A 24,034-nucleotide genomic window follows, 5' to 3' on the forward strand; every position below is an offset into this window, starting at 1 on the left:
GCAGACTTTGTTATTTTTAAAAAATAACAAAAAAGAATTTTTGGATTTAAATTAATACAACTACATTTGTTGCATCAAATTAATATAAGAAATATTATGAATATTCCAACTAATTTAAAGTATACAAAAGACCACGAGTGGGTTTCAATTGAAGGTGATGTTGCAACAGTAGGTATTACTGATTTTGCTCAAAAAGAATTAGGTGATATTGTTTATGTAGAGGTTGAAACTTTAGATCAAACTTTAGATAAAGATGAAGTTTTTGGAACAGTAGAGGCAGTAAAAACAGTTTCTGATTTGTTTTTGCCTTTATCTGGAGAAATTATCGAATTCAATGAGGAGTTAGAAACAACACCTGAGAGTGTAAATTCTGATGCTTATGGAAGTGGATGGATGATTAAAGTTAAGATCTCAAATCCGGCTGAAGTTGAAGAGTTGTTGTCAAGTGAAGACTACGCAGCACTTATTGGAGCGTAAGTATTTTTTAATAGCAATTATTTGGACGTTGTCCATAACAGCTTTAAGTTTGATAAGTTTAGAGGGTAGAACACCTTCGTTGGCTTTTAAGAATACCGATAAAGTAGTACATGCATTGTTCTATTTTTTCTTTACTTTTTTTTGGTCAAGAGCTTGTAAAAACAAAAAAGTAATCTTAATTATGCTTTTAGCAGTTCTTTATGGCATAGTTATTGAGGTTTTACAGACGACGATTACAGCAACTAGAGAAGCTGATTTTTATGATGTATTGGCAAATTCTTTAGGGGCTTTTTTAGCAATGTTGGTTTTAAAGGTGATAAATAAAAATCTTTAAAAACTTTTAAAAAAATCTATTAATAACTATATTAGCACCTCAAAATTAAAATTATGGAACTAAAGAAAAATCCTAATGTAGATCCAAAGCGAAATAGTGCACTTTATTTTCAGATTGGTTTAGTGGCAATTTTGTTATTGTCATATTTGGGTATAGAGTTAAAATCGGAAGATCCAAGAGAAGAAATTTCTACTGAATTTGTAACGGATAATTTGTTGGCTGATGATGAAGAGGCAATTATTACAATGCCACCAGTTCAGCAATTACCACCACCACCACCACCAGCTCCAGAAGTTATTGAAGTGGTGAAGGATGAAATAAAATTAGAAGAGAAAAAAATCGAAACTACTGAAGTAGAAGAAAACAAACCTGTTGTGGTTGTTAAAGCTTCCGAAGTAGGAGGTAGTGGGGATTTAGATGATATTCCAGATGAATTGCCATTCGCAGTTATCGAAGATATTCCTGTGTTTCCAGGATGTGAAGGAGTGGCTAAAACAAAACGTTTAGATTGTTTTAACGAAAAGATGGCAGCTCACATCAAGAAACATTTTAGATATCCAGAGCGAGCTGCTGAAGATAACATTCAGGGTAGAGTTTCTGTTCAGTTCGTTATCGATAAACAAGGTAATGTAACTAACATTCAGATGAGAGGTCCTAAAGGTGGTGAGCTATTAGAGGCAGAAGCAGAAAGAATCGTTTCTAAGTTGCCACAATTTACACCAGGTAAGCAAAGAGGAAAACCAGTAAAGGTTAAATATGGTTTGCCAATTACATTTAGATTACAATAAAAATAATATAAAAAATCCCAATCATTTGATTGGGATTTTTTTTGCTTTTATATTAAGTTAATGTTTTAGTTTAGTTGATTGGTTTTCACTATATTAGAGCATTATGAAAACCGGAATGGATTTTGATAAGAAAGCAAAAAATAGTTTTATTTATTTTCAGCTTGGTCTTGTCTTTACAATGTTGTTTTGCTATTTGGCTTTAGAGTATAAGTCAAAAGTAGTGCCAATAGTATTGCCATTATATAAAGGTCCTGTTTTTATCGATGAACCTTATATTTATAATCCAATAATTGAGATACCTGAAGAGGTTAAAATTGATGTTTCTGCTGTAACTTCAGTTGCAGCTCCTGCTGTTAAAGCTTCTTCAGATGTTGTAGAAATTAAAATTGAGCAAAATGAAATAGAATTGCCTAAAACGGATATTCCGACTCAAGATAATGTAGGTCAAGAAGTAGGTGTAGGTGATAAAGATTCTCAAGGTTTACCTGGTGGAGTTCAAAATGGTGTTGCCAATAACGGTGTTGTTTCGGGTAATTCTGATGTGCATAATATTTTTGCTGTAGAGCAATTGCCTATGTTTAAGGCCTGTAAAGGTCTGGTTAAGTCGGCACAAAAAGCATGTTTTGATAAAGAATTAAAGCGTGCGATTTCGCGTTATCTCGTTTATCCAGAAGATGATTTTGAAAATGGAAGAGAAGGAGCGGTTATGGTTGAGTTTGTTATTGATGAAAATGGAGATGTTGTTAATGTGAGGACTGTTGGGAATAGAAAGGCTACGCCTGAAATGCAAATGGCTGCTGAGAAAGCGGTAAGTCGAATTCCTAAATTAATTCCTGCCCGTCAAGGTAACAGAAATGTTAAGGTAAAATATGTTTTACCAATTACTTTTCGAAACGAATAGATTTTTAAAATTTTGTTTTTGGCATGTGTATTGTATTGGTTTAATTGTTAAAAAAGTATTAATAATTAAATCAGGATTCTATGAGAGCTAAAGTGAATTTTAAAAAGCGTACAAAAAATAGTTTAATCTATTTTCAGTTGGGACTTATTGCGACTATGGTTGTAGTGTTGTTTGTATTAGAATTTCAATTTTTAAATGTTAATAGAGCAAAGGCTGTTTATGATGTGTCTTTGCATACTGAGGATGTGTTTGTTTATAATCCTGTAGTGCTTAGACCTGACGTGGCAAAACCTGTGGTTGCTAAACCGTCGGTTAAATTGCCTAAAATTGTTGATAGGATTGAGGTTAAGGAGAATGATGAAATAATTGCAGAGGAAGAGAAATTAGCTAATGAAAATCCTTCTGAAGTAAATAATGCAGTTGAAGAAACAACGACTGAAGTTCCTTCTGAGACTGGGATTTCTGGTAAAATTGAGGAGCCTACTATTATTTCTGTAGAACAATTGCCGATGTTTAAAGCTTGCAAAGGTTTAAGTCGTGCAGAGCAAAAGGCTTGTTTTGATGCTGAGTTGGCAAAAGTAGTTTCACGTCATTTGGTTTATCCAGAATCTGATTATGAAAATGGGAAGCAAGGCATAGCTTTAGTGGAATTCACTATTGATGAAAATGGGAAAGTTGTTAATGTGAAGTCTCTTGATAATAAAAGAGCTACTCCGGAAATGCAAAAGGCTGCGGAAAAAGCAATTAAGAGGATTCCACAGTTAATCCCTGCTAAACAAGGTGGTAATAATGTGAAAATTAAATACTCTTTACCAATTCGTTTTAAATTGCAATAAAAAGAAATAAGTCAATAAAAAAATCCCATATCGATGGGATTTTTTTATTTTTACCCTGCATTAATTTTTTTAGTATGAATGTTAGATGCTATTTAGATTCCACTTATTTGAAGACCGCTTTGCAGGCTGGTATTTCTGATATGGACAATATAAACATAGTAGAGTATTGTGTTCGTGAGGCAATTGAGGAACAATTTAAGTTGGTTATGATACGACCTGAATTTGTTGCAATTGCAAAAGAAATAATAATGCAATCCAATTCGAGGGTTTTAGTAGGAACGGTAATAGATTTTCCAAGTGGTGATCATTCTTTAAATTTTAAATTGCAAGAAGCACAATCTGCGATTGCAGCTGGTGCTGATGAATTGGATTTTGTAATAGACTACAAATCTTTTTTGAAAGGCGATTTGAATATAGTTAAGCAACAAGTTTTAGAATGTAGTCGTTTGGTGTTGCAAAATAATAGAACTATAAAATGGATTATTGAGGTGGCTGCGTTAAATGCAACTCAAATAATTCAAATTACTACACTTATCAAGAATGTGATAATCGCTAATTTTAAAGAAGATGTTTACGATAGTGTTTTTGTAAAATCCTCTACAGGTTTTTTTACTAAAAATGACGGTTCTATAGGAGTGGCGACTATAGATGATATCAAATTAATATTGGAAAATGCTTTTCCATTGCCTGTTAAGGCTGCGGGAGGAGTTCGTTCTTATGAAGACGTTGTAACTCTTTTGGTGTTAGGTGTAAAAAGAATCGGAACTTCGGTTGCTAAAGCTATTGCAGATGCAGCGCCAACAAATACAGATTATTGAATTTAGAATATGAAAAAAATACTACTCGGATTACTTTTTACATTTCACTTTTTTTTAGTTCATGGCCAAAATCCGTCTTTTGAACAAATGCCTGTTTTTCCGGAATGTGATTCGCTTGTAAGTACAAAACAAGAAGAGTGTTTTTATAATACACTTCAAAATTATATTTATGATAATTTTAAAGTGCCTAGTGAAGTTTCGGAAAGTAAGTATAGAGGTAGTGTAATTGCGTTGTTTGAGGTGGATACTTTGGGTGTTTTTAAAGTGTTGCATGTTGACGCTGTTTCAGAAAATTTAAAAACAGAAACAAAATTGGTTTTTGGTAAGTTGCCTAAAGTTAAACCTGCAACTTATTCTGGCAGGAAAACATATTCCAAGTATACCGTCAAGATTGCTATTCCATTAGTTCAACCTGATGCTTTAGTTGAAGATGAAGTATTAAATGAGCAAGATAGAACTAATAGTGTTTTAATTGATAATTCAAGAGAACTTTCGGAGTTTGATGACGTTGCTAAATCTTATAAAAAGTTTGACAATCCTCAATTTAAAAGTGATTTGAATTTGGCTTTTTCACATGCTAATTATGCGTATTTTGATGCTTTGATGAATCAAGTGGGTACAAATAATCATACAGCGGCTAAACCATACTCTTATGCTGATGTTCAAAAATATTACGATTTTGAAGCGGTAAGCCAATCATTGATGAAAAATAAGGAAACTTGGTTGGGTAGGAAATTTTGGAATGAGAATTTTGTAGCCATTCAAGGAGAAGATTATTGGTTTACGTTGGATCCTATTTTGGATTTGAGATTGGGTAAGGATTTTGACAGTCAAATTTCTAATACGTTTGTGAATACAAGAGGGATTCAATTTCAGGGAGGATTAGGTAATCAAATTACATTTTCAACTTCTGTTTATGAAAGTCAAGGGCGTTTTGCAGATTATTATAATGCTTATGCGGAAACATTGGCACCATCAGGAGGAAATCCTGCCATTATTCCAGGAGTTGGTATTGCAAAGCGATTCAAAGAGGATGCGTATGATTTTCCTATGGCTGAGGCGAATTTAAAGTTTACGCCGAGTAAATTTTTTGATTTAAATTTAGGGTATGGGAGAAACTTTATTGGAGATGGTTATCGTTCGTTATTGCAAAGTGATGCGGTAAGTCCATATCCATATTTCAAAATCAATACTACTTTTTGGAAAATAAAGTATACCAACACTTATATGTGGTTAAAAGATGTACGTCCTGAAGTGACTGTTGACGGTACTTATGCGACGAAATATATGGCAAGTCATTATTTAAGTTATAATGTTTCGAAACGTTTGAATATAGGATTATTTGAAAATGTAGTTTGGGCTAATACAAACGATAGAGGCTTTGATGTGAATTTTGTTAATCCGATAATTTTTTACCGAGCTGTTGAATTTTCTTCTTCTTCTAAGAGTGGTAATGCGGTATTGGGAGCTACGGCGAAATACAAGTTGAACAATCAATTGAATTTTTATTCGCAATTTTTGTTGGATGAGTTTGCTGTTGGTGATGTTAAAGCGGGTAACAAAAGTTGGCGAAATAAGTTTGGTTATCAAATAGGGGCTAAGTATTATGATGCTTTTAAGCTTAAAAATTTAACACTGCAATTGGAATACAATCATGTAAGGCCTTATGTGTATTCGCATAGCCAACCATTGACCAACTATGCGCATAATAATATTAGTATGGGGCACGCATGGGGAGGAAATTTTAAAGAACTTGTTGGGATTGCTCGATATTTTAAAGGACGCTACTTTGGGGAAGTTAAGTTGACTTATGGACAGCGTGGTTTTGATTTTAATAATGGCATTGATAATTTTAATTACGGAGGTAACATCTTTTTGAGTTACGATGATAATCGTCCATATGATACAGGAGTTGTTGTGGGGCAAGGTAATAAGACGTCAGTATTTATGACTGATTTACAACTGGGTTATTTGGTAAATCCAGCTTCAAATTTAAAAGTTTTCGGTAGTTTCTTCTACCGTAATTTTGATCCACAAGCGGAAACGGTATCTGCTTTTAAGAATAATACTACTTGGCTTTCTGTTGGGATAAGAAGTGATTTGTTTAATTGGTATTTCGATTATTAATAGTTTTTCGTTTTTTTCTTTAAAAATAGCGGCGAAAATCAAAAATCTTCTTTGTATCTTTGCGCCCAATAAAAACAAGGATTTAGTCAATTTTGGATTCACAAAATCAACCCATATCAGCTCCAACATTATTTTCAAGTTTTGCGGCTATTACAAAGGCACGCTTGGCAATTAGTGTTGTATTTTCAACCATTGCAGGTTATGTTTTGGGTGTTGATTCATGGGGGAGTGATAACCTTGTTGTTTTGCTTCTTTTAGCAATTGGAGGTTATTGCATGGTGGGTGCTTCTAATGTTTTTAATCAAGTTTTAGAAAAAGATTTGGATGCTTTGATGGATCGTACCAAATCACGTCCCCTTCCTGCGGGTCTTATCTCAAAAAATAATGCTTTAATTTTAGGTTTTATACTTACGATATTAGGATTGGTGATTTTATATGCTGTAAATCCTAAGACGGCCATGTTTGGTGCTATTTCTATTTTTATGTATGTGTGTTTGTATACGCCTTTAAAAACAGTTACACCATTATCGGTTTTTGTTGGAGCATTTCCCGGGGCAATACCATATATGTTAGGTTGGGTAGCGGCTACTGGGAATTTCGGAATTGAAGCAGGAACATTGTTTATTATTCAGTTTTTTTGGCAATTTCCTCATTTTTGGGCTATTGGATGGTTTTTGTATGATGATTATAAGAAAGCTGGTTTTTTTATGTTGCCAACAGGTCAGCGTGATAAGAAAACAGCGTTGCAAACCATATTATATACCGTTTGGATGATGTTAGCTTCTCTGATTCCAGCTTTAGGTATGACGGGTAAATTGTATTTGACAAAGATTTCAGCAGCATTAGTTGTATTGTTAGGGTGTTGGATGTTGTTTTACGCAGTGAAATTATATAAAGAAATGGATGCTAAAGCTGCTAGGAAGCTAATGATAGTAAGTGTTTCTTATATTTCTCTTTTACAAATTATATTTATTTTAGATAAATTTTTAAGATAAGACTATGGAACAAAAAATGACGATTGAAGAGCACGAAAGCCGTAAAGGGCGTGCTTATAAGATGATGTTGGTATTTGGAATGATCAGTATACTTATGATCTTTGCTGGATTGACAAGTGCTTATGTTGTAAGTAAATCAAGACCAGATTGGTTGAGTGATTTTGTATTGCCAAGTGCTTTTTTATTTAGTACCTTAGCGATGATTATGAGTAGTGCAACATTTTATATGGCATTACGTTCAGTAAGAAACAATAATAGAAGTATGGCAACAGTTATGTTGTGGGTGACTTTGGTGTTGGGTGCTTTATTTGTTGTTTTGCAGTTTAAAGGATTTGGACAAGTAATTGCAAATGGATATTTCTTTACAGGTAGTGAGAGTAATGTGACGACTTCGTTTTTATATATTGTCGTTTTGGTACATTTATTACACTTGTTAGGAGGGTTTATTTCGCTTTTGGTTGTAATTTATAATCATTATAAACAAAAATACAATTCAGTTCAAACCCTTGGTATTGAACTAAGTGCAATGTATTGGCACTTTATGGATTTTATTTGGGTATATTTGTTTTTATTTTTCTATTTTTTCAAATAGAAAAAAAGTAATAAATTTGGGAACTTTTTAACAATTAAATTTTTATGGGAGCGACAGTTACTACACATGACGATCACGCTTTATTAGATGGAGGACCAGGACCATTAGGTGCAACTTATGGTAAAATGATGATGTGGTATTTCATTTTATCAGATGCCTTGACATTTTCTGGGTTTCTTGCGGCATACGGTTTTTCAAGATTTAAATTTATCGAAACTTGGCCTATTGCAGACGAAGTTTTTACACACTTTCCTTTTTTACATGGTGTTGATGCGCCTATGTATTATGTAGCGTTAATGACTTTTATTCTGATTTTTTCTTCTGTAACTATGGTTTTGGCTGTTGATGCTGGTCATCAAATGAAGAAAAGTGCAGTAGCTTTTTATATGTTTTTAACCATTATTGGTGGTTTTATTTTCCTTGGTTCACAAGCTTGGGAGTGGAAAAACTTTATTAAAGGTGAATTTGGTGCTTTAGAAACAACAGGAGGTTCAATGCTTCAGTTTGTGGATAAAGAAGGTAAGAGAGTTGCATTAGCAGATTTTGCAAAAGTTTTACCTGAAGAAAGAGAACATTTGTCAAGAGACAAAGGAGTTTGGTTTATGTCGGAATCTTCTTTACCATCGTTTTCTGTGAATGAAGTGGTTGAAGGGTTTAAAGCGAATCCAGATATTTTAATCCGTTCTGAATTTATTAAAGATAAGCAAAAAGTTGTTTTGTCTAGAGAAGAATCTTTAAAACGTATTGAAGAAGCTAAATATGTAGTAGAAGGGGCAAACTTAGTTCGAAATGAATACGGTCATAAATTGTTTGGAAATTTCTTCTTCTTTATTACAGGTTTCCACGGATTCCACGTATTTTCAGGAGTATTAATTAACATAATCATTTTCTTTAATGTATTGTTAGGTACTTATGAGAAGAGAAAGAGTTATGAAATGGTTGAAAAAGTAGGATTGTATTGGCACTTTGTAGATTTAGTATGGGTGTTTGTATTTACATTCTTCTACTTAGTATAATTAATAAAAGTATAGTATCATGGCACACGCACACGAATCAAATACAAAAAGAATTTGGGTTGTTTTTGGAATCCTATCTGTAATCACAACAGTTGAAGTAGCTTTAGGTATTGTGAAACCAGACTCTTTATTCAGAGTTCATTTTTTAAGTACTAGTTTATTGAACTGGATTTTCATTATTCTTACATTAGTTAAGGCTTATTACATTATGTGGGCTTTTATGCACTTAGAAGGTGAAAAAGGAGGTTTTAGATGGTCAATTGTAGGTCCATTAGTATTTTTGATTTTGTATTTATGTTTTATAGTTCTTGTTGAAGGAGATTATGTTTTTGAAGTTTTCAAAACAGGACATTTAAAATGGATATTTTAACATCAGCTTATATATAATTAATCCCGCTTTTAGCGGGATTTTTTTTATTTTTGCACCATTAATTTTTATCTGATGAAAAATAAAGTTGTTTTGATCTTGTTATTGGTTTTTCCGATTGTAACCTATCTCATATTTGCATCGGCGAAACATAATGCAATGTTTTTGCCTTATATTTCCAAAGCGAATCAAGAGTTGCCTCAAGATTGGAAGTCATTGTCGGGTGATACAGTTAAATTACAAGACAAAATTACTATTCTTGGATTTTTAGGTTCAGATGTAGAAAAGGCAAAAGGAGGAATGTTTAACTTGAATCAGAAGATTTATAATAAATACTTCGGGTTTAAAGATTTCCAAATGGTTATGGTGGTTTGTGATGGACAGCAAGATGCAATTGCTGAAGTGATGAAAAAAATGGAACCTCTTTCTAAAGATTTAAGTGGTTGGAAGTTTGTTTTCGCATCTCCTGAAGCTATTCAGGACTATTACAAAACCTTTCACTTGGTAGGTAATTTGGATAAGCAAACTGCTACACCTTCCGTTATTATTTTAGATAAAGAAATCAATCATAGAGGTCGTAAGGGTAAAAATAAAGCAGGTATTGAAGAGTATATGGAAAGCTATAATACAATTTCTGCAGCTGCTTTACACAATGATATGTCTGATGATGTGAAAATCATTTTAAGAGAATATCGTTTGGCTTTAAAAAAGAACAATAAGCGTAAAGACGAGTTTAGAGATAAAATTACAAATGAAGTAGAACAAACTGTTACAGACTAAAGTAATAATTAGATGAAGAGTAAATCATTTATAGGGGTATCATTCATAGTACTTATTTTTGGAATTTTGGTAATTCCTAAAATTATTGATCGTTTATCGCATGGAGGAGTTTTGGATGGAAATCGTTTGAATAAAATTTCGGGTAAAGAATCTGATTTATTTGAAATAGGTTCAGCACCAAGTTTTGAGTTAATAAATCAAGATAGTGTAAAGGTTACAGATAAAGACTATTTAGGGAAAGTACATGTAATAGAATTTTTCTTTTCGACTTGTCCTACGATATGTCCTAAAATGAATCAGAATATGTTGATTTTAGAGAAAGAATTCCAATCACATGATGATTTTGGTATTGTATCTATAACAATTAATCCGGAGTTTGATTCTCCTAAAGTGCTTAAACAACATGCGGAATTTTTAGGTGTTACGCATAAAAACTGGAGTTTTTTGACAGGGGATAAATCATATATATTTTCACTAGCCAATAAAGGATTTAATATGTATGCCGGAGAAAATGGACAAGTCAATGGAGGCTTCGAGCATTCTGGTTTGTTTGCTTTAGTTGATAAAAAAGGGAATATTCGTTGTCGTAAAGACGATTTTGGTAACCCAATTTTGTATTATGACGGACTTGAAGAATCGGGTATTTTAGCATTAAAAGAAGATATTAAAAAATTATTACAAGAATAAGATGGAGAATAATATTGAAACCAAGTATAATAAATTAATAACGGTATTATCTGTTGTAATTCCCTTGGCGGTTGCAGCTTTATTTGGAGTTAGTTTCAAGCGTTTGGGTATAGATGTTGCCCCTTTTTATTTTTTACCGCCAATTTATGCAACAATGAATGGAATGACAGCTGTTTTTCTAGTTGTTGCAATTATTGCAATAAAAAGAGGGAATCGTAATTTGCATGAAATATTAATGAAGTCGGCAATTGGTTGTTCCGTTGCTTTTTTATTGATGTATGTGGCCTATCATATGTCGGCTGATGCTACAGCTTATTTAGGTGACTATAAATTGTTATACTACTTTATTTTAATTACTCACATAGTTTTGTCAATTGCTATTATTCCTTTGGTTTTAATTACGTATGTAAAGGCACTTGCTACTCGTTTTGACAAACACAAAAGGATTGGAAAAATAACGTTTCCAATTTGGTTATACGTGGCGGTTACAGGAGTAATAGTTTATTTGATGATTTCTCCTTATTATGGTTACTAATACAATCTATATTTTGTTGGACAAGTTGAAAACTAAAGCTTTTTTAGCTGTGGTTTTTTTCTTGTCTACATTCTTTTCGCAAGCACAGTGCGCGATGTGTCGTGCAGCACTTGAAAGTGAAGAGGGAGGAGTGAAGGCAGAAGCTATAAACGATGGGATTGTTTACTTGATGGTAATACCATATATTTTAGTTGGAGCTGCAGGTTATGCAATTTATCGTATAAAATACGCTAAGAAAGAAACTTTGGAGGTTTAATCCATACCATCTATCGCTATTTTGATTTTTCCGGAAGTGCTTAAAAATGCAATGATGGCATTATCGTTTAATTCAATTTTTTCAAACTCAAACTGATTCATATTACCCTTTATATATACTCCTTTTACAGGGGAATAATTGTTTAAATAGTATTCCATGTTTTTCTTAGCATTTTCTAAATTTTCTGCTATTGAATAGCGACAAGATTCTTGAATTTTCTTTAAAATGGTTCCTTGAGCAAACCAACTAGCTGATTTAATTAGTACATTTTTGGTGTCTAATACATAGTCTAATTGATCGAAGAAAATCTCTTTGGTTATTGTGTTGTAACTTGGGTAGCCGGATAAGTAAATGGCTCCTGTTATTGAACCAGAGACATCAAGTGCAACAATTACTTTATTGTCTTTTTGCCAAATGTTTACTTTTTCGATTTTTATTTTTTTACCACCTGAACCAAATTCCATACCTTTAAAGTTTGTGGTAATAATTTTGGATGCACTTTTAAATGTTGAAATCGCAGCTATTGCAATGTTGCTGTTGTCAGGCATTTTGCTTACTGGTTTTAAGACAAGATCATCTCTTTGAAAAATGTTTTTGGGTTCTTGCCCCACAACGGTTTGAATGTTGCATTTGAGGCCCATTTGTAGTGCTATTTTTTGTTGTTCTAGCACAGCTTCGGTAACATATAGTTCTTTCGGAATTATCTTGAACCAAACGCTGTATTCTTTGTTTGCCTGGAAAGGAGTGCTTATCTTTTCGATAGCATCCATAACATGAGGTTTAAAGTCGCAATTTTTGTCAATGATAGTATCTATTTCTTTTGCTAGACGTGTTTTAAATAATGAAATAGTTGGGTTTACCAAATAGGTTATAGGTACGGTTTTTCCAGCAATTACAACGCTTGGACTTTCATTCCATTTTAATTCTGTAATGGAAGATGTGGTGGTAAGTTTCCAATTGGTTAAATGTGCCTTACTTTTAAGTGATACGACTCCATCCAGATAAAGTTCCTTGGTGTCATTTAAGCCTAAAAAATCAGTTCCATATTTGACTTTTAACCAAATTTTTAGCGGAATTTTAGAAATTATATTGCCTTCTTTTTCTGTAAGTGTAATGTTTTCAGTTTTCCAGATTTTCATTTCGGAATTGTCATCTTTCAATATCGAATCGTTGTAGATAAGTCCCTTTATGCTTTGGTTTAGTTGCTTTTCGATATCCTTTAACGTGATTTCAACGGGGAGTGCAACAAAGGAAGTTTTGGTTTTATATAGAATAGGACTGTTACTAGTCGCTTCAGGTTTTAGGGTTGCTATTTTTTGTGTTGTACTACAACTAGTGAAGAATAGAACAATCCCAAAAATTATTAAAATGATTAAAATCCACTTCATAAGTTTAAAATTTAAGTAAAAATAAAATTTTAAACATTAGTTGTAACAAAATCTTGCGTTTTTGGTCTTATAGTAAAAACATAAGTAAATTGTCACAAATGATAATCAGAAAAGTATTCTTTTTGCTATTTTTTTTGAGCCTTCAACTTTCGGCTCAAGATAAAAAATGGACCCTTCAAGAATGTGTTGATTATGCAGTGCAACATAATATTTCAATTCAGTCATCTGAACTGGATTTAAGTGTCTCTGAAGTTGAGAAACTGGAAGCAATAGGTGGTTTTTTACCAACCTTAAATGCGAATGCAAATTACAGTATCAATACTGGAGCAAATATTAACCCTGCAACCAATCAGTTCGAAAATCAAACGTTTAAATCGTTTTCAGCATCTGCCAATTCTAGTATTGCAATTTTTAGAGGTCTTGCAAATTGGAAAAACTTGCAACGTTCTAAAATGAATAAAATTGCGAATACTTATCGTTTGGATAAAATGAAAGATGATATTGCGCTTTCAGTTGCTAATTCGTATTTGCAAATAGTATTCAACAAGCAGCAATTGAAAGTATTGGAAAATCAAAATAGCATTACTAAAGAAAACATTCAGCGTACCAAAGAGTTAATTGCAGCAGGAGTTCTACCAGCAGGTGATATTTATGAATTAGAAGCCACTAATGCTGGTGAAGAACAGCAAATTATCGCAACACAGAATACTTTATTAATTTCTAAAATTTCACTTTGTCAAACCTTGATGCTTGAAAATTATAGCACTTTTGATATTGTTGACGAGGAAATGGATGTGCCAGAGACTTTTGGTTTGGAAAGTGAGACGCCGGAGAGTATTTTGGTAAAAGCTAAAGAGTCAGTATATGATTTAAAAGTAGCGCTTTCCAATGTAGAAGTTGCTAAAAAAGATGTTTCTATCTCGCGTTCGTCATATTTGCCTACCCTATCCGGATTTTTGGGTTATAATACCAGATGGTCGGAAAGTACACCTTTTAATTTTGCGGATCAGTTATCACTTTTTGATGGTACTGCAATTGGATTGCAGCTAAATGTGCCTATTTTAAATGGTTTCTCAACTCGTGGGCGCGTTCAAAGAGCAAAGATCAATCAGGAGAAAGCTGAAATACAATTATCGCAAGCAGAACTGGATTTAGAACGTAATGTATATCAAGCATACAATGATGTTATTAATGCACGCAAAACTTTTGAAGCGGCTCAAAAAACCGTTGAAGCTCGTCAACAAGCGTACAATTTTTCCAAAGAGCGTTATGATGTTGGATTGATGAATGCTTTCGATTTTTCTCAATCAACATTAGCTTTGCAAAACGCTCAGATTGATGCTTTGCGTAATAAATACGAGTACATTTTTAAGACTAAAATTTTAGAATTCTATTTCGGAATACCATTAATACAAAACAATTAATATACTATGTCTAAAAAAAATATTTATATAATTTCAGGAGCTGTAATTATTTTGATTGTAGCACTTATAGGGCTTAAAAAGGCTGGTGTTATTGGTAATAATGAGAATCAGAAAATAGTTGAAGTTAAAAAAGCTGAAACTATGAAAATTGTAGAAACGGTTTCTGCAACTGGTAAAATTCAACCCGAAATAGAAGTTAAAATTTCTTCGGAAGTTTCGGGAGAAATTATTGATTTGCCTATAAAAGAAGGGCAGCAAGTTAAAAAGGGCGATTTATTGGTACGCATCAATCCCGACATCTATGTTTCGGGAGTAAATAGAACGGCAGCAACTTTGTCAACTACTAAAGCGGGCTTAAATCAGGCAGAAGCTCAAGTGAAAGAAGCAAAAGCTAATTACGATAGAAATAAAGTACTTTTTGATAAAGGTATTATTTCAAAATCGGAGTGGGATAAAGTAGTTTCAAGTTATGAAGTTGCAATTGCGAGTAAACAATCGGCATATTACAACGTACAAAGTGCATCAGCTACTTTAACAGAAGCAAAAGACAATTTAGGTCGTACAACTATTTATGCGCCTGCTGATGGAACAATTTCTTTGCTTTCTGTTGAGTTAGGAGAACGTGTTTTGGGGACGCAACAAATGGCAGGTACTGAAATTTTACGCGTAGCCAACTTAAATAACATGGAAGTTGAAGTAGATGTTAACGAAAATGATATAGTGAAAGTAAGTATTGGAGACTCTGCAACTATTGAGGTTGATGCATATTTGAAAAAAGAATTCAAAGGTATTGTAACCAGTATATCAAATTCGGCTAGTACAGCTTTAACAGCGGATCAGGTGACTAATTTTAAAGTTAAGGTTCGAATTTTAAAAGAATCTTACATGGATTTATTAGAAGGGAAACCAGTAAACTATTCTCCATTCCGTCCAGGTATGACTGCAACTGTTGATATAATTACTAAGCGTAAAGAGAATATTATAGGTGTGCCTATTAGTGCAGTAGTCATTAAAGAAGATACTGTTTCGGCTAAAAAAGACATTTTGGTAGAATTGGAAGATGAAGAAAAGAAAAGTAAAGGAACTTACGCATTGGATCAAAAATTTGAATGTGTTTTTGTAAAAGAAGGTGGTATGGCAAAACTTCGTGTTGTTAAAACTGGTATTCAAGACGATACAAATATTGAAATTGTTTCTGGCTTGAAGAAAGGAGAGGAGATTATTACAGGGCCTTATACAATGGTTTCAAAAGAGTTGTCGTCAAATGATAAAGTGAAAGTAGAAGGTGATTCTAAGAATAAAAAATAGAGATTTATTTAGTTTTGGGAAGAAAGGGCACGGATTTTATTCGTGCTTTTTTGTTATAACCCTATCTTTAAACTTTGTATTTTTGCGTATTAATTTATAGGAAATGGGTTTTATTTTAAATATTGAGACAGCAACTAAGAACTGTTCTGTTGCTTTGGCAAGAGAAGGAGAAGTGATTGCAATAAAAGAAATTGCAGAAGAAAATTTTTCACATGCTGAAAAGCTTCACGTGTTTATAGTTGCTCTTTTAGAGGAAAATAAAATAACATTTCAAGATGTAGATGCTGTAGCTGTTAGTCAAGGACCTGGATCATATACTGGTTTAAGAATTGGAGTTTCTTCGGCAAAAGGATTATGTTATGCCTTAAATATACCATTAATTGCAGTCGATACATTAGAAGTATTAGCACGTAAAATTTCAATAGAAAATGGAGTTGTCATTCCTATGATTGATGCCAGACGTATGGAAGTCTATACAGCTATTTTTGATAAAGATTTTAATAAGATAAGGGCTATTCAAGCAGAAATTATAAATGAAGAATCGTACAATGATCTTAATGAAACGATTCATTTATTAGGTGATGGGGCATCAAAATTTAAAACAATTTTGACCGCAGATAACTTTGTATATCATGACGAAGCGGTTTTCCCTTCTGCGCAAGAAATGGGCGTTTTGTCTTTTAATAAGTACAAAAAAAGCGACTTTGTAGATGTCGCTTATTTTGAACCTTATTATTTGAAAGATTTTGTCTTGAATAAATAATTTTATTTTTGAATTTCAACTTGATGTGGATAAGGAATTTCAATACCTGCTGCATCAAGCGCTTGTTTTACATTTTCAGTTATTCCAAAATATACTTCCCAATAGTCCTCTGATTTAACCCATGGCCTAACAGCGAAATTAACAGAGCTATCAGCTAGTTCTAAAACATTCACAGATGGTGCTGGATCTTTTAAAACTTTAGGATTCAAAGTTAATACCTGTGTCAATACTTCTTTTGCATGTTTGATGTCGGTGTCATAACTAACGCCAAAAACTAAGTCAACGCGGCGTGTTCCTTGTGTTGAATAGTTAATGATAGTCCCATTTGATAAAGAACCGTTTGGAAGAATAATTTCTTTATTTGAAAGACCGATAAGTTTGGTTGTGAAAATTTCAATCTCTTTAACAACTCCAGTTTCGCCTTGTGCTTCAATCAAGTCGCCTATTTTGAATGGTTTAAAAAGCATAATTAATACTCCGCCAGCGAAATTACCTAACGAACCTTGTAATGCCATACCAACCGCCAAACCAGCCGCGGCTAATATAGCTGCAAAAGAAGTTGTTTCAACTCCAAGTTTTGCTAAAATAGCAATGATTAATAATATTTTAAGCGACCAATTTAATAGGTTAAGAAGAAATTTTTGAAGACTCTCTTCAACTTCTCTTTTTACCATTATTTTTTTCGCGGCGATTATTAACTTTTTAAAGAACCAGCTACCAATTAAGTAAATTGCAATTGCGCCTATTACACGTAAACCATAATCTGTTGCTAGTTCAATTCCTTTAGAGGTCCATTTTTCAATATCCATATTTTTGTTTTTTTAATTCATTACAAAGCTACTATTAATCTATAAAAATAAAAATTAGCTGAATTTTTTATAAAGTGTATAAGTGTTAAAAATTTATTAACGAGTTTCAAATCTGTGCGTTATGTTTTTATGTGTTACAGTTTGATAATATTGATAATATTGCGGTTTCTTTTATATAAACTTTTAGTAACACCGGGTTTACGATAACTTAAAAATAGAATTGTTTTTTTGTAAAACATTTTAAAATGAACATTCATGTAATCTGTATTTAGTTTTTTGTCAATGGATTCCTGAATTTAAACTGCCTTGGCCAGGCAGTTTTTTTTAATTGTATCTTTATGTTTGGTTAACATTAGCTTAACATAGTGTTTATTTCTTTGCACCGACAAAAAACTAAAAGAATAATACATGAACATTAAGTTAAAAGCAGCAGGGTTATTCTTGTTGTTTACCACTATGATCTTTTCTCAAGAAGGAGAGGTGAAAGCACCTAAATTTGGAAAAGGAATCTTCAATATTGTTGGTAAAGACAGTACTTGGAGTATGAAGATGGCGTTTCGTATGCAATTACTTTCTGCAGCGAATTGGGATGCTTCTAATGATCAAATCAATCATATACAGAACGGTACACACGGTTTTATGGTTCGTCGTTCTCGTATCAAATTGGATGGATTTGTTTATGATCCTCAGTTTGAGTATAAGGTTGAACTTGGTCTTTCAAACTCTGACATGTCTGGAACTTCGGTTTATACGGCAAATACTCCACGTTATATAATGGATGCTGTTGTAATGTGGAATTTTTATAAAAATCTTACATTATGGGCAGGTCAAACCAAATTGCCTGGAAATGTGGAACGTGTAATTTCTTCGGCTAACCTTCAGTTGGTAGATCGTTCGTTATTAAATGGGGTGTTTAATATCGATCGCGATATGGGAGTGCAATTGCGTCACCATTTTACATTAGGAACTAATTTTTTAATTCGAGAAAAAGTAGCTTTCTCTCAAGGAGAAGGGCGTAACGTTGTTACGGGGAACTTAGGAGGGAATATGTATACTGCTCGAATTGAAGTATTGCCTTTTGGATCTTTTACTAAAGATGGAGATTATTCAGGTTCGGATTTAGTAAGAGAACCAAAACCGAAATTGTCTCTTGCTTCTACCTATGATTTCAATAATAAAGCTGTAAGAACACGTTCAAATCAAGGGACTTATATGGTGAATGATATTGGGTATCACGAAACAGATATTACTACTTTATTTGTTGATGCGGTATTTAAGTATAAAGGGTTTTCATTTATGGGCGAATATGCAAATAGAGATGCTGATGATCCAATCGCAAAGAACTCAGATGGTACTTTAACAGGTGATATTGTTCAGATAGGGGACGCACTTAATCTACAAGGAGGGTATTTGTTTAAAAATAATTATGAAGTTGCTTTTAGATATACTAATTTAGAGCTCGATAAAAATATTATAAATAAAGGAATACAAGAACAATATACTTTAGGGTTGTCTAAGTTTATCGTTGGGCACAAATTAAAAGTTCAAACAGACGTGAGTTATTTGGCTGATACTTATAGATCAGACAAAGTAACGTGGCGTTTACAATTAGATGTACATTTTTAAAATCATAACATTAACTTAACGCAGGACTTGTTTAAAAGTAACAATTTTGCGCCGTTTTAAATAAATAAAAAGAATGGAACAGATTTATATCATTATGCTTGTTGCTTTGGCTGTTTTAGCAGCCATCGACTTAATGGTTGGAGTAAGTAACGATGCAGTAAATTTTTTGAACTCTGCAATAGGTTCTAAGGCAGTTTCTTTGCGTACTATATTGATAGTGGCTAGTTTAGGTGTTGCTGTTGGAGCAGTGTTTTCGAGTGGGATGATGGAAGTGGCGAGGAAAGGTATATTTGTACCGAGTGAGTTTTATTTCGATGAAATCATGATAATATTCATGGCGGTAATGATAACCGATATTTTATTATTAGATTTCTTTAACACGCTAGGGATGCCTACATCTACAACTGTTTCGGTAGTTTTTGAATTATTAGGTGCTGCTGTGGTAATGGCTGTTGTTAAAGTTGTGTCTAAAGGAGATGCATTGTCAACAGTTGTTAATTATATCAATACAGAAAAGGCAACTGAAATTATAGTTGGAATTCTACTTTCGGTAGTAATTTCATTTACTGTAGGAGCAATTGTACAATATTTCTCAAGAATGTTGTTAACCTTTAACTTTGAGAAAAAAGCGAAGTGGGTAGGAGCGTTATTTGGGGGATTTGCATTAGCTGCTATTACGTATTTCATTATTATCAAAGGATTAAAAGGTACCGCTTTAGAAAAGGCAGTTAAATCTTTTAAAGATCAAACAGCGTTGATTTTATTAATCAGTTTTGTTTTTTGGTCAATGGTTTCTTTTGTTATTGTTAAAGGATTAAAGAAAGACATTTATAAAATTATTATTATTGTTGGTACTTTTGCTTTAGCTTTAGCTTTTGCGGGTAATGACTTAGTTAACTTTATTGGTGTGCCTATTGCGGCATGGCAATCATACGAAGCATGGGTTGCTTCTGGGGCTCCAGCATCTGGATTTGCAATGTCCGTGTTAGCAGAAAAAGTCTCTACACCAACATTATTGTTGATTATTGCAGGAGGAATTATGGTGGCGACACTTTGGTTTTCTAAGAAGTCAATGAATGTTTTGGAAACAGAACAAAACTTATCACGTCAATCAGAAGGTTCTGAGAAATATTCTTCAAATGTTTTTTCTCGTTTGATTGTTAGAGGTGCAATGTATTTAGGACATGGTGTTAGCTTTTTAATGCCAAAACAATTACAAGAGAAAATTGATAAACGTTTTGAGGCGATAGAATACAAAGGAAAAAGAAGTGAGCAGCCAATGTTTGATATGGTTCGTGCTTCAGTTAACCTTGTTGTAGCTGCTGTTTTAATTTCGATTGCGACTTCTATGAAATTGCCTCTTTCAACTACTTATGTTACTTTCATGGTAGCGATGGGGTCTTCTTTTGCAGATAGAGCTTGGGACAGAGAAAGTGCAGTATATCGTATTGCAGGAGTTTTAAATGTAATTGGAGGGTGGTTCTTTACAGCTATTGCTGCGTTTATTGCATCAGCTTTGGTAGCGTATACCTTATATATAGGTGAAGTTTATGCATTCTTTGGTTTGATGATTTTAGTTGCGGTGTTGTTTTACAGAAGTAACCAACATCATAAAGTAAAAATGCAAGAGAAAGAAGAGATGAAAACGCTTAACCGTGAGGATATTGTTACAATTCACGAGGTAATTAACGAGAGTTCGGATCAAGTTGCGAAAATTGTTGGTAAAACAAACAAAATTTACAGCGAGATTGTTGCTGGATTAAGCTTGCAAGATTTACCTTCTTTAAAAGAGAACAGAAAATCTGTAAAGAAACTGGAGAAACAAGTTGATGAGTTGAAGAGTAATGTGTATTACTTTATCAAGAATTTAGATGAAACTTCAGTTGAGGCAAGTAAATTCTATATTTTGATCTTAGGTTATATTCAGGATATTGTACAATCGACAAGTTATATTGCACAAAACAGTTATTCTCATATTAATAACAATCACAAGCAATTAAAGTTTAACCAATTGCGTGAGTTAAAAACGATTGAGTTAGAAATTTCAATTTTGTTTAAAGATATTGAAGATATTTTTAATAGTAAGAAATTCGAGAATATCAACAAGGCGTTGATTGAGAAAACTAAAGTTTTACATACCATTTCAGATTTAGTTCAAGCGCAAATTACTCGCATTAGAACGACAGAGAACAGTCCAAAAAATAGTAAGTTGTATTTTGGGATCTTATTAGAAACAAATGATTTGATTAAAGCTACAATGAATTTGTTAGAAATGTTTCAAGAGTTTAATAAACACGTTGAAAGTAAGAAATAATACTATTGTTTAAAACAAAAAAGAGTGTCAAAATAATTGACACTCTTTTTTTTGTTGTATTTTTTAAAGATTAAGCGTTGATAGCTTCGACTTTTATTTCGTTGTCTTTTAACATGTCTTTTAACATGTTTTCGATGCCATTTTTAAGAGTGAATGTAGAAGAAGGGCATCCGCTACAAGCACCTTGTAGTATTACTTTAACGCGTTTTTCGTTTTCGTTATAAGAATCAAACATAATGTTTCCTCCATCACTTTGTACAGCTGGTTTTACATATTCTTCAAGGATGTTGATGATTTGTTGTGAAGTAACATCAAGTTTGTCAAAATATTCGTCTTGTTGCTTTTGGTGAGTTTCTGTTTTTACAATTAAAGATTCATCTACAACAGTGTTACCGTTTTCAATGAATTCTTTAATGAAAGTTCTAGTTTCTAATGTTACTTCATCCCATTCAGCAATATCAAATTTGGTAATCGAAATGTAATTTTCATCAATGAAAACTTCTTTTATAAAAGGGAATTTAAATAACTCTTTGGCTAAAGGTGAAGCTTGTGTTTGGTCAATATTTTTACATTCAATTAATGTTTTGGTTAAAAGTTTATTGCATACAAATTTTAATACAGCAGGATTTGGAGTGGTTTCTGCATAAACCGTTATTGGTTGTTTTTTATTTTGTTCTTCCAAGATTACTATTTCTTGACCTGAATTAATAAAATCTTCTATTTGTTTTGCAACCTCTTCTTGTACGTCTTCCCATTCTACAATTGAAAATTTCTCGATAGCAACAAAATTCCCAGACATATAGACCGTCTTAACAAATGGGAGGTAAAAAAGCTTTTTAGCTAACGGAGAATTCTTGGTTTCATCAATATTTTTGAATTCAAAATTTTGGTTTTTCGAAAAGAATTCATTTAACTCAAATTTAACAATTGAAGGGTTATTTGTGTTTTTTATTGTAATTTTAAGCATTTTATTATGTTTTGTGCAAATATACGAAACAAAGTTTGTTTTCGTTTATTATATTTGGAGTTAAAATTATCATAAAAACAACTATAAATTTACATAAATGATGAAAAAGATACTTCATTTTCTTTTTTTGATTGTGCCAGTAATTGCATTTTCGCAATTAATGACAAATCAGTCAATTTCGCCTCAACAATTGGTTGTTAATGAACTTGTGGGTTCTGGTGTTGTTATTTCGAACGTTAAGTTTAATAACAACGCAGTAGCTGCTTTAGTTCCTAATGAGCAAGCAGCTAAATTCACAAATGGTGCATCTACGCCAATGGGTATTGAAACAGGAGTTTTGTTAACAACAGGAAAAAGTCTTGTTGCGGAAATTGGTACTAATGCTTCTGGGACACCGCCTTTTACTCAAGGAGGAAGTAGGTCTTCAACTCCTACGACACCATATCAGAATGATCCAGATTTGGATATTCTTGTTACACAAACCGTAAGGAATTGTGCGGTTTTGGAGTTTGACTTTGTGCCAAACAGTAGTATTGTTAAGTTTGAGTATGTTTTTGCTTCGGAGGAATATCCTGAGTTTAGCTGCTCTTCATTTAATGATGTTTTTGGATTTTTCTTATCGGGTCCTGGTATAACCGGCCCTTATACGAATAATGCGAAAAATATTGCATTAATTCCTGGAACAACATTGCCAGTGTCAATTAGAAATGTTAACCCTGGAGCGTGTTCGCTACATCCTCAATATTACGTGAGTAACGATACTTTTATTGATCCCAATACAGGATTGTTAAATCCAAATACCATTCAGTATGATGGTATGACCACTACATTTATTGCAGAATCTAATGTGCAGTGTGGTCAAACGTATCATATTAAACTTGCAATTGCAAACGTTAGTGATAATGCTTTGGATTCTGGAGTGTTTTTAAAAGGAGGTAGTTTTGGTGTGCCTGAAGTTGATTTAGGTGATGATCGATTTTTTTGTTATAATGCGAACTGTGTAGATTTAATTCCATCATTTGATACTCCAATTGATCCTTCACTTGGACTTATTTATGAATGGTTTTTAGATGGTGTTTATCAAACCACTACTACAGTTCCTTTGTTGAATGTTTGTCAAAGTGGAATATGGGTAGTAAAGGTATTTTTTCCAGGGTGTACAAATCCATCTACTGAAGATACTGTCGAGGTAAATTTTGGAGCTTCTGTTCCTTGGAATCCACAACCCGATATAACATATTGTGGTACAACAACAAATCCTTTTGATTTAACGCAATATGAAGCAGCTATCGTTGCGCCAAATGATCCAACGTTGTATGATTTCGTGTATACAGATGCAAATGGATTTACTATAGCAGATCCAACTAGTTTTGTTTGGTCGGGTGATACTATGGTAGCAGTAGATGTTTCGTTGTCAGGTACGGTTTGTAGTAATTTTGATTTTCTTAATTTAATTGAAGATTGTCCACCGCCTTGTGAATTAGATTTGACATCTGCTGTTGGTACAGACAATCAAATTATTTGTTTGACTGATGCTATCGTAGATATTGTATATACAGCAGGAGGAGAAGCTACAGGAGTAACAGTTACAGGGTTGCCTTTAGGTTTAACAAGCGTTTTTAATCCTACAGATTTTACTTTAACAATTAGTGGTATACCTACAGAAGCAGGTACTTTTAATTATACAGTTACAACTTCAGGTTGTACGGCTGATATATCTCAGCAAGGAACAATAGTGGTTACAGCGGCTTTAAATGCAGGAACATTATCAGGTGTTCAAGCAATATGTGTTGGAGATGTTACGGGAATAACTTCAGATGGAGATGCTGGAGGAACTTGGAGTTCAAGTAATACAGCTATTGCAACAGTTGATACAGCAACAGGAATTGTTACAGGAGTTTCTGCTGGAACAGCAACTATTACATA

The 24,034-nt window shown here is 33.1% G+C and carries 24 protein-coding genes; 21 read left to right on the top strand and 3 right to left on the bottom strand.

Features of this window, described 5'->3' with window-relative positions; translation table 11 throughout:
• Positions 1 to 96: 96 nt before the first annotated feature.
• From gcvH to ACFS5J_RS11100, 15 genes are all read left to right on the top strand, one after another.
• Positions 97 to 477, top strand: coding sequence for a glycine cleavage system protein GcvH (gene gcvH / locus ACFS5J_RS11030; protein ID WP_379812221.1), 381 nt, complete (start codon positions 97 to 99; stop codon positions 475 to 477).
• The gene (locus ACFS5J_RS11035; RefSeq protein ID WP_379812223.1) at positions 446 to 811 is read left to right on the top strand and encodes a VanZ family protein; all 366 of its coding nucleotides are present in this window, start codon (positions 446 to 448) and stop codon (positions 809 to 811) included. The genes gcvH and ACFS5J_RS11035 overlap by 32 nt, the downstream gene beginning before the upstream one ends.
• 53 nt (positions 812 to 864) lie before the next feature.
• Positions 865 to 1,599, top strand: a complete 735-nt coding sequence (locus tag ACFS5J_RS11040) for an energy transducer TonB (protein WP_379812224.1) — start codon at positions 865 to 867, stop codon at positions 1,597 to 1,599.
• A 103-nt stretch (positions 1,600 to 1,702) separates the two neighbouring features.
• Complete coding sequence (locus ACFS5J_RS11045) at positions 1,703 to 2,500, top strand: energy transducer TonB (protein ID WP_379812225.1); 798 nt, start codon at positions 1,703 to 1,705, stop codon at positions 2,498 to 2,500.
• An 80-nt stretch (positions 2,501 to 2,580) separates the two neighbouring features.
• The gene (locus tag ACFS5J_RS11050; RefSeq protein WP_379812226.1) at positions 2,581 to 3,336 is read left to right on the top strand and encodes an energy transducer TonB; all 756 of its coding nucleotides are present in this window, start codon (positions 2,581 to 2,583) and stop codon (positions 3,334 to 3,336) included.
• Positions 3,337 to 3,410: 74 nt separating this feature from the next.
• Complete coding sequence (deoC, locus tag ACFS5J_RS11055) at positions 3,411 to 4,154, top strand: deoxyribose-phosphate aldolase (protein ID WP_379812227.1); 744 nt, start codon at positions 3,411 to 3,413, stop codon at positions 4,152 to 4,154.
• A 9-nt stretch (positions 4,155 to 4,163) separates the two neighbouring features.
• Positions 4,164 to 6,281 carry a gliding motility protein RemB gene (locus tag ACFS5J_RS11060; RefSeq protein WP_379812228.1) on the top strand — a complete coding sequence of 706 codons (2,118 nt, stop codon included), beginning with the start codon at positions 4,164 to 4,166 and terminating at the stop codon, positions 6,279 to 6,281.
• Between the two features lie 92 nt (positions 6,282 to 6,373).
• Complete coding sequence (cyoE, locus tag ACFS5J_RS11065) at positions 6,374 to 7,276, top strand: heme o synthase (protein ID WP_379812229.1); 903 nt, start codon at positions 6,374 to 6,376, stop codon at positions 7,274 to 7,276.
• Between the two features lie 4 nt (positions 7,277 to 7,280).
• Entirely contained in the window at positions 7,281 to 7,868 is a 588-nt protein-coding gene (locus ACFS5J_RS11070; protein ID WP_379812230.1) for a cytochrome c oxidase subunit 3, read from the top strand.
• A gap of 44 nt (positions 7,869 to 7,912) precedes the next feature.
• Positions 7,913 to 8,884 carry a cytochrome c oxidase subunit 3 gene (locus tag ACFS5J_RS11075; RefSeq protein WP_379812231.1) on the top strand — a complete coding sequence of 324 codons (972 nt, stop codon included), beginning with the start codon at positions 7,913 to 7,915 and terminating at the stop codon, positions 8,882 to 8,884.
• A 19-nt stretch (positions 8,885 to 8,903) separates the two neighbouring features.
• Complete coding sequence (locus ACFS5J_RS11080) at positions 8,904 to 9,254, top strand: cytochrome C oxidase subunit IV family protein (RefSeq protein ID WP_379812232.1); 351 nt, start codon at positions 8,904 to 8,906, stop codon at positions 9,252 to 9,254.
• A 72-nt stretch (positions 9,255 to 9,326) separates the two neighbouring features.
• Positions 9,327 to 10,031, top strand: a complete 705-nt coding sequence (locus ACFS5J_RS11085) for a hypothetical protein (protein ID WP_379812233.1) — start codon at positions 9,327 to 9,329, stop codon at positions 10,029 to 10,031.
• Positions 10,032 to 10,043: 12 nt separating this feature from the next.
• The gene (locus tag ACFS5J_RS11090) at positions 10,044 to 10,718 is read left to right on the top strand and encodes an SCO family protein (protein ID WP_379812235.1); all 675 of its coding nucleotides are present in this window, start codon (positions 10,044 to 10,046) and stop codon (positions 10,716 to 10,718) included.
• Between the two features lies 1 nt (position 10,719).
• Complete coding sequence (locus ACFS5J_RS11095) at positions 10,720 to 11,253, top strand: DUF420 domain-containing protein (RefSeq protein WP_379812236.1); 534 nt, start codon at positions 10,720 to 10,722, stop codon at positions 11,251 to 11,253.
• Positions 11,243 to 11,509 carry a hypothetical protein gene (locus tag ACFS5J_RS11100; protein WP_379812237.1) on the top strand — a complete coding sequence of 89 codons (267 nt, stop codon included), beginning with the start codon at positions 11,243 to 11,245 and terminating at the stop codon, positions 11,507 to 11,509. The genes ACFS5J_RS11095 and ACFS5J_RS11100 overlap by 11 nt, the downstream gene beginning before the upstream one ends.
• Here ACFS5J_RS11100 and ACFS5J_RS11105 read toward each other — a convergent pair.
• On the bottom strand, positions 11,506 to 12,897 hold the full coding sequence (locus ACFS5J_RS11105) for a DUF4403 family protein (protein ID WP_379812238.1): 1,392 nt from the start codon (positions 12,895 to 12,897) through the stop codon (positions 11,506 to 11,508). The two genes, ACFS5J_RS11100 and ACFS5J_RS11105, sit on opposite strands and share 4 nt — an antisense overlap.
• A 98-nt stretch (positions 12,898 to 12,995) precedes the next feature.
• Here ACFS5J_RS11105 and ACFS5J_RS11110 point away from each other — a divergent pair, with 98 nt between their 5' ends.
• The 3 genes from ACFS5J_RS11110 (at position 12,996) to tsaB (ending at position 16,392) form a co-directional block, all read left to right on the top strand.
• Positions 12,996 to 14,321 carry a TolC family protein gene (locus tag ACFS5J_RS11110; protein WP_379812239.1) on the top strand — a complete coding sequence of 442 codons (1,326 nt, stop codon included), beginning with the start codon at positions 12,996 to 12,998 and terminating at the stop codon, positions 14,319 to 14,321.
• 6 nt (positions 14,322 to 14,327) lie between these two features.
• Positions 14,328 to 15,629, top strand: a complete 1,302-nt coding sequence (locus ACFS5J_RS11115; protein WP_379812240.1) for an efflux RND transporter periplasmic adaptor subunit — start codon at positions 14,328 to 14,330, stop codon at positions 15,627 to 15,629.
• A 103-nt stretch (positions 15,630 to 15,732) separates the two neighbouring features.
• Positions 15,733 to 16,392 (top strand): tRNA (adenosine(37)-N6)-threonylcarbamoyltransferase complex dimerization subunit type 1 TsaB, encoded by a 660-nt coding sequence (tsaB, locus tag ACFS5J_RS11120; protein WP_379812241.1) that lies wholly within the window; start codon positions 15,733 to 15,735, stop codon positions 16,390 to 16,392.
• 2 nt (positions 16,393 to 16,394) lie between these two features.
• Here the strand turns inward: tsaB and ACFS5J_RS11125 are convergent, their stop codons facing one another.
• Complete coding sequence (locus ACFS5J_RS11125) at positions 16,395 to 17,201, bottom strand: mechanosensitive ion channel family protein (RefSeq protein ID WP_379812242.1); 807 nt, start codon at positions 17,199 to 17,201, stop codon at positions 16,395 to 16,397.
• Positions 17,202 to 17,609: 408 nt separating this feature from the next.
• Here ACFS5J_RS11125 and ACFS5J_RS11130 point away from each other — a divergent pair, with 408 nt between their 5' ends.
• Positions 17,610 to 18,827 carry a porin gene (locus tag ACFS5J_RS11130; protein ID WP_379812244.1) on the top strand — a complete coding sequence of 406 codons (1,218 nt, stop codon included), beginning with the start codon at positions 17,610 to 17,612 and terminating at the stop codon, positions 18,825 to 18,827.
• A 73-nt stretch (positions 18,828 to 18,900) separates the two neighbouring features.
• Positions 18,901 to 21,141, top strand: a complete 2,241-nt coding sequence (locus tag ACFS5J_RS11135; protein WP_379812245.1) for an inorganic phosphate transporter — start codon at positions 18,901 to 18,903, stop codon at positions 21,139 to 21,141.
• Positions 21,142 to 21,211: 70 nt separating this feature from the next.
• Here the strand turns inward: ACFS5J_RS11135 and ACFS5J_RS11140 are convergent, their stop codons facing one another.
• A complete protein-coding gene (locus tag ACFS5J_RS11140) occupies positions 21,212 to 22,108 on the bottom strand; it encodes a NifU family protein (protein WP_379812247.1) in 897 nt (298 codons plus the stop codon).
• Positions 22,109 to 22,205: 97 nt separating this feature from the next.
• Between ACFS5J_RS11140 and ACFS5J_RS11145 the strand changes: the two genes are divergently transcribed.
• Positions 22,206 to 24,034: choice-of-anchor L domain-containing protein (locus ACFS5J_RS11145; protein WP_379812249.1), on the top strand; the 1,829-nt coding region annotated here is incomplete at its 3' end.

It is taken from the genome of Flavobacterium chuncheonense (genome assembly GCF_042686145.1).
GTDB classification, from domain to species: domain Bacteria; phylum Bacteroidota; class Bacteroidia; order Flavobacteriales; family Flavobacteriaceae; genus Flavobacterium; species Flavobacterium chuncheonense.

Bases quoted from the DNA above. Each gene is read 5' to 3' on its own strand.
- gcvH (WP_379812221.1), top strand. From the start codon at position 97: ATGAATATTCCAACTAATTTAAAGTATACAAAAGACCACGAGTGGGTT.
- ACFS5J_RS11040 (WP_379812224.1), top strand. From the start codon at position 865: ATGGAACTAAAGAAAAATCCTAATGTAGATCCAAAGCGAAATAGTGCA.
- ACFS5J_RS11045 (WP_379812225.1), top strand. From the start codon at position 1,703: ATGAAAACCGGAATGGATTTTGATAAGAAAGCAAAAAATAGTTTTATT.
- ACFS5J_RS11050 (WP_379812226.1), top strand. From the start codon at position 2,581: ATGAGAGCTAAAGTGAATTTTAAAAAGCGTACAAAAAATAGTTTAATC.
- deoC (WP_379812227.1), top strand. From the start codon at position 3,411: ATGAATGTTAGATGCTATTTAGATTCCACTTATTTGAAGACCGCTTTG.
- ACFS5J_RS11060 (WP_379812228.1), top strand. From the start codon at position 4,164: ATGAAAAAAATACTACTCGGATTACTTTTTACATTTCACTTTTTTTTA.
- ACFS5J_RS11070 (WP_379812230.1), top strand. From the start codon at position 7,281: ATGGAACAAAAAATGACGATTGAAGAGCACGAAAGCCGTAAAGGGCGT.
- ACFS5J_RS11075 (WP_379812231.1), top strand. From the start codon at position 7,913: ATGGGAGCGACAGTTACTACACATGACGATCACGCTTTATTAGATGGA.
- ACFS5J_RS11080 (WP_379812232.1), top strand. From the start codon at position 8,904: ATGGCACACGCACACGAATCAAATACAAAAAGAATTTGGGTTGTTTTT.
- ACFS5J_RS11085 (WP_379812233.1), top strand. From the start codon at position 9,327: ATGAAAAATAAAGTTGTTTTGATCTTGTTATTGGTTTTTCCGATTGTA.
- ACFS5J_RS11090 (WP_379812235.1), top strand. From the start codon at position 10,044: ATGAAGAGTAAATCATTTATAGGGGTATCATTCATAGTACTTATTTTT.
- ACFS5J_RS11095 (WP_379812236.1), top strand. From the start codon at position 10,720: ATGGAGAATAATATTGAAACCAAGTATAATAAATTAATAACGGTATTA.
- ACFS5J_RS11100 (WP_379812237.1), top strand. From the start codon at position 11,243: ATGGTTACTAATACAATCTATATTTTGTTGGACAAGTTGAAAACTAAA.
- ACFS5J_RS11105 (WP_379812238.1), bottom strand. From the start codon at position 12,897: ATGAAGTGGATTTTAATCATTTTAATAATTTTTGGGATTGTTCTATTC.
- ACFS5J_RS11110 (WP_379812239.1), top strand. From the start codon at position 12,996: ATGATAATCAGAAAAGTATTCTTTTTGCTATTTTTTTTGAGCCTTCAA.
- ACFS5J_RS11115 (WP_379812240.1), top strand. From the start codon at position 14,328: ATGTCTAAAAAAAATATTTATATAATTTCAGGAGCTGTAATTATTTTG.
- tsaB (WP_379812241.1), top strand. From the start codon at position 15,733: ATGGGTTTTATTTTAAATATTGAGACAGCAACTAAGAACTGTTCTGTT.
- ACFS5J_RS11125 (WP_379812242.1), bottom strand. From the start codon at position 17,201: ATGGATATTGAAAAATGGACCTCTAAAGGAATTGAACTAGCAACAGAT.
- ACFS5J_RS11130 (WP_379812244.1), top strand. From the start codon at position 17,610: ATGAACATTAAGTTAAAAGCAGCAGGGTTATTCTTGTTGTTTACCACT.
- ACFS5J_RS11135 (WP_379812245.1), top strand. From the start codon at position 18,901: ATGGAACAGATTTATATCATTATGCTTGTTGCTTTGGCTGTTTTAGCA.
- ACFS5J_RS11140 (WP_379812247.1), bottom strand. From the start codon at position 22,108: ATGCTTAAAATTACAATAAAAAACACAAATAACCCTTCAATTGTTAAA.